Source organism: Pseudomonas sp. CF161 (genome assembly GCF_000416215.1).
Lineage (GTDB): Bacteria > Pseudomonadota > Gammaproteobacteria > Pseudomonadales > Pseudomonadaceae > Aquipseudomonas.
In genome coordinates, this window is record NZ_ATLP01000083.1 from 1 (window position 1) to 12,171 (window position 12,171).

Below are 12,171 nucleotides of genomic sequence, written 5' to 3' on the forward strand. Positions count from 1 at the left end.
GGCCGGGTATCGTTGCCCGCGGCTTGCGACAGCCGGCTGCCGGCAGCCACCAGGGGTCGGGTCAGGCGCTCGGCCAGGCGCGGCAGCAGCAGCGTCAGCCCGAACAGGGCAACGCACAACAGCGCGAGCCAACGCCCGTACTGATTGAGGTGCACCACCCAACTCCCGCCCACCGCCGCCAGGGTGGAGACCAGGGCAAATGTCACGGCCATCCCCACCAGCAGCGGCAGGCCACTGCGCACAAACGGCTGCCCGGTGCGAGCGAAGACAAAGGGCAATACCGGCAGAATGCACGGGCTGACGATGGTCAGCACACCGCCGAGATAAGCGAGAAGTAGCAGCCACATGGCGACGACCTTTTTTCAGTGAGTAGAAGAATGTGTGACGGGGTCACGCCGCGTGCGGGGCGAAATTCATTGCCACGCCGTTCATGCAGTAACGCAGCCCCGTAGGCCGCGGGCCGTCATCGAAGACATGCCCCAGGTGCCCGCCGCAGCGTCGGCAATGCACTTCGTTGCGCTGCATGCCGAAGCTTCGATCGCTGCGGGTCGCCACGGCATGCTCCAGGGGCGCCCAGAAGCTCGGCCAGCCGGTGCGGCTGTCGAACTTGGTGCGGGAAGAGAACAGCTCCAGGGCGCAGCCGGCACAGCTGAAGGTGCCGTCGCGGTGTTCGTCATTCAGCGGGCTGCTGTAGGCGCGCTCGGTGCCCTCCTCGCGCAGCACCTGGTACTGCCCGGCGCTGAGCAGGGTGCGCCATTCGCTGTCGCTGTGGCTGACCTCGAACACCTCATCGGCCCGGGCCTCGCTGATCAGCGCCGGGCTGCCGACCAACCGGGGCAGGACCCCAATGGCCAGGGCCGCTGCACCGAGGCTGCCACCTGCCCGCAAAAACTGTCGCCGTGAAAACATGAGCCTCTCCCGAAAAATCACCGTGGGTCGCGTTCAACACAGCCTAGGCTTGAGGTGGTCGCCAAATCCTCACGCACAGTTAAACAATTCGTGATAACTCGAGGCGCGCAAACCCCGCACAATAAGCGCCTTACGCCGCGAGGCCCGGAGTACCGATGGAACAGCCCAAACGCGTCCTGGTGGTCGAGGACGACACCCACATCGCCGACCTGATTGTGTTGCACCTGCGTGACGAGCAGTTCGAGGTGGTGCACAGCGCCGACGGCAATCAGGGCCTGCGCCTGCTGGAACAGGGCGGCTGGGATGCGTTGATCCTCGACCTGATGCTGCCCGGGGTCGACGGCCTGGAAATCTGCCGCCGCGCCCGCGCCATGACCCGCTACACCCCGATCATCATCACCAGCGCCCGCGCCAGCGAAATGCACCGCATCCTCGGCCTGGAGCTGGGGGCCGACGACTACCTGGCCAAGCCGTTTTCCATGCTCGAGCTGGTGGCGCGGGTCAAGGCCCTGCTGCGCCGGGTCGATGCCATGGCGCGCAACCTGAAGATGGACGCCGGCAGCCTGGCCCTGGACGGCTTGGCCATCGACCCGCTGACCCGCGACGTGGCGCTCGACGGCCGGCGCCTGGACCTGACGCCGCGCGAGTTCGACCTGCTGTACTTTTTCGCCCGCCAGCCGGGCAAGGTGTTCTCGCGCATGGAGCTGCTCAACGCGGTATGGGGCTACAGCCATGATGGCTACGAGCACACGGTCAATACCCATATCAACCGGCTGCGGGCAAAGATCGAAAGCGACCCGGCGCAACCGACGCGCATCCTCACGGTGTGGGGGCGCGGCTATAAATTCGCCGCGAGCCAGGAGCCCGCATGAAACTGACCCTGACCCAGCGCCTGTCCCTGGTCTTCGCCCTGCTGTTGCTGGTGTGCTGCGGCACTTCGGCATGGCTCCAGGTGCGCTCCAACCAGATGCATGAGCTGGAGGTGGTGCAGGGCCTGTCCCGGGACCTGGCCCAGCACATCGCGCGCGACACCCAGTTGATGGATGCCAACGGCCTGATGCCCGGTGCCCTGCGCGAGCTGTTCAGCCAGTTGATGCTGGTCAACCCCAGTGTCGAGGTGTACCTGCTCGACCCCACGGGACGGATCGTCGGCAATGCCGCCCCCGAGGGCCGCCTGCGCCGGGAACAGGTGGACCTGGCGCCGGTACAGCGCCTGCTGGATGGCGCGGCGCTGCCGATTCTGGGCGATGACCCGCGCAGCCTCGACGGGCGCAAGGTGTTCAGCGCCGCCCCGCTGAAGGTCAACGGCCAGCCGGCCGGCTACCTGTACGTGGTGCTGCTGAGCGAAGAGCACGACCGCTTCGCCGAACGCGGCGCCACCAGCGCGGCCTTGAACATCGCGTTATGGTCGATCGGCCTGGTGGCCCTGCTCTGCCTGATCGCCGGGCTGACGGCTTTTGCCCTGATCACCCGGCCGTTGCGCAAGCTGACCGACACCGTCAGCCAGTTCGACATCGATGGCGCCCCCAGCGCGCCGACCACGGGCGCGCCCCCACCGCCGCCCGCCGAGGGCCACGATGAAATCGCCGTGCTCGATGCCACCTTCCGCCACATGCAGAGCCGCCTCAGCGAGCAGTGGCGCTCCCTCACCCGCCAGGACCAGGAGCGGCGCGAGCTGGTGGCCAATATTTCCCATGACCTGCGCACGCCCCTGGCGTCGCTGCACGGCTACCTCGAAACCCTGCAACTGAAGGACGCCAGCCTGACCCCCGAAGAACGCCGGCGCTACCTGGGCATCGCCCTCGACCAGAGCCGCAAGGTCGGTGGCCTGGCGCAGTCGCTGCTGGAGCTGGTGCGACTGGAGCACGGCTTTGTGCAGCCGGTGCTCGAACGTTTCCCCCTGACCGACCTGGTGCAGGACATCTTCCAGAAGTTCGAACTCAGCGCCGAGGCGCGCCATGTGCAGCTCAAGGCCAGCTTTGCGCCCAACGTCGGCGCGGTCTGCGCCGACCTCGGCCTGATCGAGCGGGTGCTGACCAACCTCTTCGACAACGCCCTGCGCCATACGCCGGAAGGCGGCGAGATCGAGATCGGCCTGGTGCCCCAGGGGCCGATGGTCGAGGTGACCCTCAGCGACAGCGGCCCGGGCATCGCCGCCGACTTGCGCGAAGGACTGTTTCTGCGCCCCTTTACCATCGGTGGGGCGCGGCGCGATGGCGGCCTGGGCCTGCGCATCGTGCACCGCATCCTGCAATTGCATGGCCTGGAAATCCGCCTGATCGAGCTGCCCGGGCGTGGCGCCAGCTTTCGTTTCAGCTTGCCGGTGGACCTCGCCACGGCGCAGCACAAGGCCACCCGGGCGCAAGGCTGAACCCGGCAACTCCGGGGTCTTTTCGGCGAGCAAAAAAAAGCCGGCAGTCCCCCCAGCGAGGACTCCCGGCAAAAGCGCCTGACATCAGTCGGCGGTGTTACCCCATCATTGCAAGACTTGAGCGCAGTCCCACATCACGCTGGATTTGCGGCGCAGGTACTCGGCGAAGATTTCCTTCGCGGCTTCCGGATCGATCTGAATCTGCATGGCGTCGACAAACTCGTTCACCGCCGCCACCGCATGGGCGAAGTGATTGCTCTCGGTGCCGCCGGTGTGCACCGTGACCCAGGCCACGGTGGCGCGGGCCCTTTCCGCCGGCACACCCATGTCGCGAACGAACCACTGTTTGTACAGCGGGTGGATAAACTCCACTTCGCCATGGGTGTAGACCTCATGGATCAGCGTGGTCAGCAGCCCTTGCAGCAGGTCGCGGTCGCGCAGGCGGCGGGCGTCGGTCCAGTCCTTGAACGACTGCGCCGACGGCAGGCAGTTTTCCTTGAGCAGCCACTGGTCATCGCCACAGATCGGCGTGGCCATGTTGTAGAACAGGTCCGAGTGCAAGGTGTTGCCCAGGGCGCCGAGGTCCTCGTCGGTGATGCGTTGCAGGCTGCCACAGGCCCGATAGAGCCTGTCGGCGGCTTCGGAGCCCTGTTCCGAGCGCGCCAGCAAGGTGATGCGATTGGCCAGGCCGGAGACGCTGGTGGCCGAGTTGTTGGTCTTCGACCAACTGGCGAAAAAGGTCCTCAGCGCGGCCGGTGACTGATGGCGCGAGGTGAGTTTTTCAAAGGCATTTTCGATATCCACGAGTGCACTTTCTTCACTCCAGAACGCCTCGAACAGGGCATGTTTCAAGACACTGGCTGGCATATCGTTCAAGACCGGTTCAACGATCTTCAACAACTGACTTTGTTGGGTCAGTACGTTACTCATGGTCACCTCACATATTCCTTATTGGATGATGAATCGGGTTGGGGAATGGGCCCGGTCGAGCCACGTCCATTGGCATCGCGAGCGACCGGTGTTGCAGTTGTTCCGGGCTTCCAGCCACTGACCGCGATCAGCAGCGACAGCAACTGGAAGCCGATGATCAGCGCCACACAGCCGGGCCAGCCGAAGCGGCTCCAGATCATGGCCGGGACGACGGCGCCGAAGCTGCCGCCCAGGTAGTAACAGGTCAGGTACAGCCCCACCGCGCCGGCCTTGTTGTGGCGGGCGGTGGCGGTGGTAAAGGAGTTGGCGGCGGCCTGGGCCAGGAAGACCCCGGTGGAGCTCAAGGCCAGGCCGAGCACGATCAGCCACAACGACGGCAGCAGGGTCAGGGCCGAACCGCAGACACCCAGCAACGCCGCGCCCACCAGCAGTTCCGATTGCGGTCGCGATTTGCTCAGGCGCCCGGCAATCGGGATCACCACCAGGGCCAGCAGAAACACCCCATAGATCGCCCCCAGGGCCGCGGTGCCCAGCTCAAACGGCGCCTGGCTGAGGTAGAGCCCGGCGTAGGTAAAGGTCGCCACTTGCGAAAACAGCACACAAAAGCCCACCCCGTAGGCGGCCAGCAACGGCTTGCTGTACAGCTCGCGTACCGCCAGCAGGCGACTGGGCGCAACCTTGGCCAGCGGGCGCGGATTGGGCGGCAGCAGCACGCCGATCGCCAGGCCGATCAGCAGGCTCGCCGCGGCCAGCAACTCGAAGGCCTCCCGCCAGCCGGCGTACTCGGTGACCACCCCAGTGACGAAACGCCCGGCAAAGCCGCCGAGCACGGTGCCCGCCACATACAAACTGGTGACTTCAGTGACGCTGCCGCCACTCCAGCGATCGCCGATATAGGCCACGCTGGTGGCGAACACCACCGGAATCAGCATGCCTTCGGCAAAGCGCCAGACCAGCAGTTCGGCAAAGCTGCCGGCGTAAGCCGCGAGGACGGCGGGCAGGGCCAGGAGCAAAGAGGCGCCGACAATCACCGAGCGCTGCTCGAAACGACCGGTAAAGCGACTGACAAAGGGTGCGGTGATCGCCACGCCGAGGGTGGTGACGGTGATGCTCCAGCCGGCCTCGCGGACACTCACCTGAAAACCCTGGGCAAATTCCTGGAGGATGCTTTGGGTGGCGTACAGGTTGAGGAAGGCCGCACAGCCACACAGAAACAGGGCGATGCGTGCACAATGCAGGCGCGAATTCATGAAACCGCTCGTTTTATGACGAAGGGCCTTTATAGAATGCGCGACAGGTTGCAAACCAATACCGATTTCGGACCGATCAATACCTAAGGATCAGGATGCTCGACCTACGCAGGTTGCGTTACTTTTTGACGGTCGCCGAAGAGCTGCACTTCGGCCGCGCAGCCCTGCGCCTGCACCTTGCCCAACCGCCCCTGACCCGGCAGATTTCCGCCCTGGAGACCGAGCTGGGCTTTCGCCTGTTCGACCGCACCAGCCGCACCGTGACCCTCACCGCCCAGGGCCGCTACTTCCTGCCCTATGCCCGTGCGGTGCTGGAGCAGGTCGACCTGGCCGAAGTCATCGCACGCAAGCTGAGCCTGGGCTCGGCCGGGCAACTGTCCCTGGGCTATGCCAGTTCGGTGGCCCTGTCGGATATTTTCAGCCAGGCGATCCAGGCCTTCGCCCAGCGTTATCCCGCGGTGCAACTGACCCTGGTGGAGGGCGCCTCGGGCAGCCAGTGGTCGCAGATTGTCGACGGCCGCATCGATATCGGCCTGAGCCGGCTGACCCCGCCCCATGGACAGTCCCAGGTGCAGGCCCTGTCCCTGGGCGACGAGCCGCTGGTGGCTGCACTCAGCAGCGATGACCCGTTGGCCAGCCTGGAGCAGGTGAGCCTGGCGCAACTCAGCGCGCAGCCGTTGATTCTGTTTCCCGCCGACTACGGCTCCGGGCTCAACGAGGCCATCGAGCAGCTGTACCAACGCAATGGCTTAGCGCTGACGCCAGGCCCGGCCGGGCGCCAGATCACCTCGATCATCGCCCTGGTGGCGGCCGGCCAGGGCGTGGCCCTGGTGCCCGAATGCACCCGGACCCTGGCCAAGAAAGGCGTGGTCTACCGCCCGCTGACCGACCCCGACGCCACCGCCCAACTGCTGATGCTGACCCGCAAGCAAGGCCGCAGCCAGCTGGTCGAGGCGTTTATGGCGGTCATCGACGAGCTCCTGGCCGCGTCTACGGGTTTGGGAAGCGGCGGGGTTTGATGATGGCCCATTAAATTCGCGATCGGATCCATCATCCTTTGCCCCAAGGGGCCTGTTCAGCCGTGACAACACCGCCCGGGTCCAATAGATTAGGCGACCTGAAAATGCCCGCGGGCTTTTCACGCCTCAAACCTGGTTAAACGAAGTAGTGGATTTTCAATGCCTGACTCCAACACCGAAGAATCCGTGATCGCCTTGTCCAGCAAGGTTGAATACGAAAACGCGATCAATCTTTCCCAGCATGTGGCCCAGGCCAAGACCATCAGCGAGATGGTCCTCGACGCCTTTCACAGCTCGAAAGAGAGCGATCAGATTCGTGAGCTGCGCACCGCGATTCGCCAGGCCCACGACCGTTTTGACGACGACAAGGCCTACGAGCTGATGGGCGAGCTCAAGCAGCTCAAGGACGCCGAGGCGGCCGACGCCAGCGCCCTGGAAGACCTCAGCGCACGCTTCCCGATCAGCCGCATCCTGTCCAGCTACAAGGACGACCCGAGCTTCCAGGAGCTGGTCTACAGCCTGGCCCTCAAGGTGCTGAACCAGACCCACCAGGCCATCAGCAACCCGAGCGGCGGCAAGGGCAAGGCGGCACGGGCCAAGAAAGAAATGGAAGTGTTCGCCATCAGCAAGGACGGCATCAGCGTCACCCTGCCGATGCGCCCGCGCTCCAAGGCCAACGTCGACCGTGAAGCCTTTGAGTTCCTGGGTTTCAGCTTTGTCGGTGAAGGCGATGAAGCCGAGCTGGAAAGCGAGACCTTCCTCGACAAGGACGGCAACGAACAGCCGGCCACCCGTAAAGGCATCGTGACCGCGATCCAGCAGCAGACCGCCTTTGAAGGCTACAGCGCACAGCAGCAGTAACTGCGCACGCGGCCATAAAAAAGCCCCTTCACGGGGCTTTTTTGTGGGCGATCGATGGGCAGCGCCGGGTCAGAACAGATAGCCGAGAAAAATCCCCGCCCCCGCGCCTGCTTGCACACCGGCATTCATCCCGACCATGACCACCGCGCCCTTGGCCGACTGCAGCAGCTGGCGGTTGACCAGTTGCGCGGCGATCAGTGACGTCGCCGGGTTGCTGTTGAGGGCCAGGTACAGGGCCAGCAACTTGGGGTCGAGGCCGAACAACAGCGCGGTGGCCGAACCGCCGACCACCAGGCCGGCCGCCACTTCGGTGTAGACGCAGGGGCCGGTGATGTCATCGCTGGTCAGGTCGCGGGCCTTCAGCGCATCGCTGACAAAGACCTTGCCGGTGCTGGGGAACGCCTCTGCCGCGCCGGCCGCGGCCACACCCGTGCCCTTGATCTTGATGTTGATCTTGCCGATACGCGGCAGCCGTGCACCGACGCCCACCCCCACGCCCACGCCGCCGTAGCGGAAGCTGACGTCCTGGCCCTGGGGCGAACGCAAGATGATCGAGCCGCCACTGCCGGCGACCAGGGCCACCGTCAGGCCGCCTCCGCTTGCGGTCGAGTACTGCCACTGGCTTTCATTGACCGGTATCGGGATGGAGATGCTCATGGGTTCAACGTCCTGTCAGAGAACGCGCAGGGTCTTGGCCCTTGCGCTTGAAAATGCCCACCAGGCCGGCACCAAGGAAAATCAGCCCCAGGCCGCCCAGCACGCCAGGCGTGGCCCACAGCGCCATCGGGTCATCAACCACGGCGCTGTTGGCCGGGCGCTCGGCCAGGTAATGCACCTTGACCGGCTGGCCGGCCTGGTAGCCGAAGATAAAGCCGCCCTGCGGGTAGGAAATACCTTCACCCTGGGCCGTGCTGAACGCGATCTCGGGGTGCGAGCCGCCGGCGTTCAAACCGCTGACCACGCCGTCGGCGGTCAAGGCGTGGTCGAGAAATTCCAGGCGATTGCTGAGGATGTAGCTGGCGATCACCAGCAACACGATACCGATCAGGCTGATAAGCAGGCTGCGCAGAATGTGCAGCCAATGGGACTGAGGGGGGTGAGCCATGGGCGGCCTCGTTCTTCTTCCGTGAAATAAGGGAGGCCACGTTAACAGCAACGTCACCGAGGAAAAAATCCCGGCCGCGACGCTGTGAGCCACTGCTCAGAAATGCGTCAGGAACCGGCCTGGCGCGGGCGAAACGGATGGAGATGAAGACGCCGCGCGCAGAGCAGGAAAAACTTTGTCTGCAATCGGCGCCGGAAGTTCCGGAGGCGCGGCACAACAGGCGCCACGTCGGTGGGCGCCAAGCCCTGCCCCACGGCGCCCGATCATCTCCAGCCGCCGGATTCAACACTCAGCTGGCGGGCGCACTGCCTGAGTCCATTGGCTCGCCCTCGATCAACCCTTCACTGCAGATTGAGTTTGCCTTTCAGGGCTTCCATGACCGCGGCCTTGTTGCCCAGGTACTCATTCAAACCCTTTGCACGAAGGTTGCAGGCATCGCAATCGCCACAGCCACTGCCGAGCACGCCGTTGTAGCAGGTCAGCGTTTGCTGGCGAATCAGCTCCAGTTGATGGTGGTAGTCGGCCAGTGCCCAGGTCTGCGCCTTGTTCAGCCACATCAGCGGTGTCTCAAGGCGCAGTTGGTAGTCCATGCCCAACTCAAGGGCCTTGTTCAGCGCCTTTACAAACTCATCCCGGCAATCCGGGTAGCCGGAAAAGTCGGTCTCGCAGACCCCGGTAATCACGCATTCGGCCTGGACCTGATAGGCATAAATCGAAGCCAGGGTTAAAAACAGGATGTTTCTTCCCGGCACGAAGGTGCTGGGCAGGCTTTCGCCCGAACTGTTCACGGTCGGCACCGGAATATTGTCCCGGGTAAGGCTGCTGATCGCCAATTCGTTGAGCAGCGAAGCGTCCAGCACTTTGTGGACGGTGGCCCCCAGCTGTTTTGAAAGTTGCTGCGCGGCGTCGATTTCTGCGCGGTGACGCTGGCCATAATCAAAGGTAATGCAGTGCACTTCATCGTAGAGCGGCAATGCGTGGATCAAACAGGTGGTTGAGTCCTGCCCGCCACTGAATACAACCACGGCTTTTTTCTTCATCATTCTGCTTCCTGCATAAGTGGATTCACGTCGGTAGTTTAAACGGCGCCCTCTATAAAAAGCCCCGTGCTTGTCTCGAAGGCGGCGCATTTTATGGAGGGATTGCGGATCAGCCCCTGGCGGTGCCGCCGGCCATGCGCCGCAGGATAGCCCTGTCACCTTTGACGCAGTGCAGGATCAGCGCCGCAACATGACCAACGATCAGCAGCAACAGGGTCCAGCCCAGCAGGCTGTGGAAGTTGTTGCCCAGCTCGGTCATCCACTGGATTTTCGGCCCCTCGAAACCACTCATCACCGGCAAGCCAAACGCGGAAAAAGCGCGCCCCGAGCCGTACTGGCGCAACAGCCCAAGAAACGGAATGGCGAACATGGCCACATACAGCAGGCCATGCCCCACCGTCGCGGCGAGGTTGACGCTGGGCGGGCGACGATGGCGATTCAACAGGCTCCAGAGCAGCCGCACCAACAGCAGGCCCATCAGCAGCAGGCCCACTTGTTTGTGGGTCGGCCAGAGAAAGGTGTCCAGGGCCGAATCGGCCAGCAGGTAGTGGGCACCGGTGGTGCAGTAGATCCAGGCAAAAGCCAGTGCCATGGCCCAGTGCAGTCCGCGACTGACAGCGCCATAACGCGCGTTCGAGTCGAGCATTTCGATACGGTTTTCCATTACATCCACTCTGCCTTCATCAACAAACGGACAATTTTACCCAGCCAGGGGATGGGACAGGTCCGAAAACCTTTAACGGATATGTAACGGGGCCTCTGCAGCATGAAAAAAGCCCCGCGCTTCTTTCGAAGGCGGGGCTTTTTTTACAACGTCTGCAGCTTAGGGCGCGTACGTCAGCAGCAACGCGGCGGGCGCTTTGAAGTCCAGGGACATCATCACGCTCAGGGCGGTAATGGTGAAGATCGAGAACACGAACAGCTTGCGTGCCCAGACCGTGTCATCCACTGCCTTGTAGCCGGTCCAGGCCATGTACAACCAGTACATGCCCATGGCCGCGGCCACCGCCAGGTAGCTCATGCCGGCATAACCACTGAAGGTCAGCATCAGGGTCGCCACCAGGAACGCCAGGATGTAGAGCAGGATGTGCCGCTTGGCCACCAGGATCCCGCGCTTCACCGGCAACACTGGAATCGATGCTGCCAGGTAATCGTTGAAGCGGAAGATCGCGATGGCGTACGAGTGCGGCATCTGCCACAGGCTGAACATCACCAGCAGGGTCAGGGCGGCCATGTCGAAGCTGTTGCTGACGGCGACGTAACCGATCACCGGCGGCATGGCTCCCGACAGACTGCCGACCAGCGTGCCGTGAACCGAGCGACGCTTGAGGTACAGGCTGTACAGGCCGACATAAATGACAAACCCAATGACGGCAAACAACGCTGCCAGCGGATTGGCCACCTTGTACAACAACACCACGCCCGCCACACCCAGGACAGTCGCATAGACCAGGGCCAGCTTCAGGGAGATCAAGCCCTGGACCAGCGCCCGGTTCTTGGTGCGTTCCATCTTCAGGTCGATGTCACGGTCGATGCAGTTGTTGAACACGCAACCGGACGCTACCACCAGAGAAGTGCCGATCATGGCCGCCAGGAAGATGGCCAGATCGACATGCCCTTTCGAGGCCAGGAAGAACCCGCCTGCCACAGAAAGCACGTTACCGAAAATGATCCCCGGTTTGGTGATTTGGATAAAGTGCTTGAGCGACATCGGGTCTACCTCACTTCGCCATCATGACGGTGTGGATGCTGAACATGATCCACAAGGACAGACCCACCAGCAGCACGATCACCAGTGCGGCGAAGATAAACGCGACAACGTTGTTGCGCTGGGCTTGCGAGCGGTCCAGGTGCAGGAAGTACACCAGGTGCACCAGCACCTGGATCACGGCGAACGCCAGGATGATCCACAGGGTCATGGCTTTTGGCAGCGATGGGTACATCACCAGACCAAATGGAATGACGGTCAGGATCACCGACAGGATGAAGCCGATGGCGTACGACTTGACGCTGCCATGGCTGGCATCGTGGTTGTCATGGGCATTTGCATTAGCCATTACAGAGTCCCCATCAGGTAAACAACGGTGAACACACAGATCCAGACCACGTCCAGGAAGTGCCAGAACAGGCTCAGGCAGCTCAGACGGGTCTTGTTGGTCGCCGTCAGGCCATGCTTGTGGACCTGGTACATCATGATCGCCATCCAGATCAGGCCGCTGGTCACGTGCAGACCGTGGGTGCCGACCAGGGTGAAGAACCCGGACAGGAAGCCGGAACGGCTAGGGCCGTAGCCTTCGGAGATCAGCAGGTGGAACTCGTTGATCTCCATGCCGATGAAGCCCAGGCCGAACAGGAAGGTCATGGCCAACCAGCCCAGGACCTGCTTCTTGTTGCCCCGGAAGAACGCCAGCATGGCGAAGCCGTAGGTGATCGAACTGAACAGCAGCAGAGCGGTTTCGCCCAGTACGTATGGCAGTTCGAAGATGTCGTGGCCCGACGGGCCACCCGCTACGTTGTTTACCAGTACCGCGTACACCGCGAAGATCGACGCAAACAGAATGCAGTCGGTCATCAGGTAGAGCCAGAAACCGAATACGGTCATCTCGCCCGAGTCGTGGTGATGGTCATCGTGCCCATGTTCATCGACATGGGCGTGTCCAGCATTGGTCACTAAGTTCGACATGGT

At 63.1% G+C, this 12,171-nt stretch carries 15 protein-coding genes; 4 read left to right on the forward strand and 11 right to left on the reverse strand.

What is annotated here, in order from left to right; genetic code table 11:
- Together CF161_RS15320 and msrB are read right to left on the reverse strand one after the other, a co-directional pair.
- On the reverse strand, nt 1-347 hold a 347-nt coding region (locus CF161_RS15320), incomplete at its 3' end, for a cytochrome c biogenesis CcdA family protein (protein WP_020297506.1).
- A 43-nt stretch (nt 348-390) separates the two neighbouring features.
- Nucleotides 391-909 (reverse strand): peptide-methionine (R)-S-oxide reductase MsrB, encoded by a 519-nt coding sequence (gene msrB / locus CF161_RS15325; protein ID WP_020297507.1) that lies wholly within the window; start codon nt 907-909, stop codon nt 391-393.
- A gap of 155 nt (nt 910-1,064) precedes the next feature.
- Between msrB and CF161_RS15330 the strand changes: the two genes are divergently transcribed.
- Both CF161_RS15330 and CF161_RS15335 read left to right on the forward strand, forming a co-directional pair.
- Nucleotides 1,065-1,781, forward strand: a complete 717-nt coding sequence (locus tag CF161_RS15330; RefSeq protein ID WP_020297508.1) for a response regulator transcription factor — start codon at nt 1,065-1,067, stop codon at nt 1,779-1,781.
- A complete protein-coding gene (locus CF161_RS15335; RefSeq protein WP_020297509.1) occupies nt 1,778-3,280 on the forward strand; it encodes a sensor histidine kinase KdpD in 1,503 nt (500 codons plus the stop codon). The genes CF161_RS15330 and CF161_RS15335 overlap by 4 nt, the downstream gene beginning before the upstream one ends.
- 105 nt (nt 3,281-3,385) lie before the next feature.
- Here CF161_RS15335 and CF161_RS15340 read toward each other — a convergent pair whose 3' ends face one another.
- Entirely contained in the window at nt 3,386-4,210 is an 825-nt protein-coding gene (locus CF161_RS15340) for a hypothetical protein (RefSeq protein ID WP_020297510.1), read from the reverse strand.
- A gap of 2 nt (nt 4,211-4,212) precedes the next feature.
- Nucleotides 4,213-5,460: an MFS transporter gene (locus tag CF161_RS15345; protein WP_020297511.1), complete on the reverse strand. Its 1,248-nt coding sequence runs from the start codon at nt 5,458-5,460 to the stop codon at nt 4,213-4,215.
- Between the two features lie 95 nt (nt 5,461-5,555).
- Between CF161_RS15345 and CF161_RS15350 the strand changes: the two genes are divergently transcribed.
- A complete protein-coding gene (locus CF161_RS15350) occupies nt 5,556-6,479 on the forward strand; it encodes a LysR family transcriptional regulator (protein ID WP_020297512.1) in 924 nt (307 codons plus the stop codon).
- Nucleotides 6,480-6,638: 159 nt separating this feature from the next.
- Nucleotides 6,639-7,340 carry a hypothetical protein gene (locus tag CF161_RS15355; protein ID WP_020297513.1) on the forward strand — a complete coding sequence of 234 codons (702 nt, stop codon included), beginning with the start codon at nt 6,639-6,641 and terminating at the stop codon, nt 7,338-7,340.
- 69 nt (nt 7,341-7,409) lie between these two features.
- On the opposite strand, the gene CF161_RS15360 is transcribed toward CF161_RS15355, so the two are convergent.
- The 7 genes from CF161_RS15360 to CF161_RS15390 all read right to left on the reverse strand — a co-directional run bounded on the left by CF161_RS15360 (nt 7,410) and on the right by CF161_RS15390 (nt 12,168).
- Entirely contained in the window at nt 7,410-7,997 is a 588-nt protein-coding gene (locus CF161_RS15360; protein WP_020297514.1) for a hypothetical protein, read from the reverse strand.
- Between the two features lie 4 nt (nt 7,998-8,001).
- The gene (locus CF161_RS15365; RefSeq protein WP_020297515.1) at nt 8,002-8,445 is read right to left on the reverse strand and encodes a DUF3592 domain-containing protein; all 444 of its coding nucleotides are present in this window, start codon (nt 8,443-8,445) and stop codon (nt 8,002-8,004) included.
- 341 nt (nt 8,446-8,786) lie between these two features.
- Nucleotides 8,787-9,485 (reverse strand): 7-cyano-7-deazaguanine synthase QueC, encoded by a 699-nt coding sequence (queC, locus tag CF161_RS15370; RefSeq protein ID WP_020297516.1) that lies wholly within the window; start codon nt 9,483-9,485, stop codon nt 8,787-8,789.
- A 109-nt stretch (nt 9,486-9,594) separates the two neighbouring features.
- The gene (locus tag CF161_RS15375; RefSeq protein WP_020297517.1) at nt 9,595-10,149 is read right to left on the reverse strand and encodes a cytochrome b; all 555 of its coding nucleotides are present in this window, start codon (nt 10,147-10,149) and stop codon (nt 9,595-9,597) included.
- 159 nt (nt 10,150-10,308) lie between these two features.
- Nucleotides 10,309-11,196, reverse strand: coding sequence for a heme o synthase (cyoE, locus tag CF161_RS15380; RefSeq protein ID WP_020297518.1), 888 nt, complete (start codon nt 11,194-11,196; stop codon nt 10,309-10,311).
- Nucleotides 11,197-11,206: 10 nt separating this feature from the next.
- Nucleotides 11,207-11,542, reverse strand: a complete 336-nt coding sequence (gene cyoD / locus CF161_RS15385) for a cytochrome o ubiquinol oxidase subunit IV (RefSeq protein ID WP_020297519.1) — start codon at nt 11,540-11,542, stop codon at nt 11,207-11,209.
- Entirely contained in the window at nt 11,542-12,168 is a 627-nt protein-coding gene (locus tag CF161_RS15390) for a cytochrome o ubiquinol oxidase subunit III (RefSeq protein ID WP_020297520.1), read from the reverse strand. The genes cyoD and CF161_RS15390 overlap by 1 nt, the downstream gene beginning before the upstream one ends.
- Between the last annotated feature and the right edge of the window lie 3 nt (nt 12,169-12,171).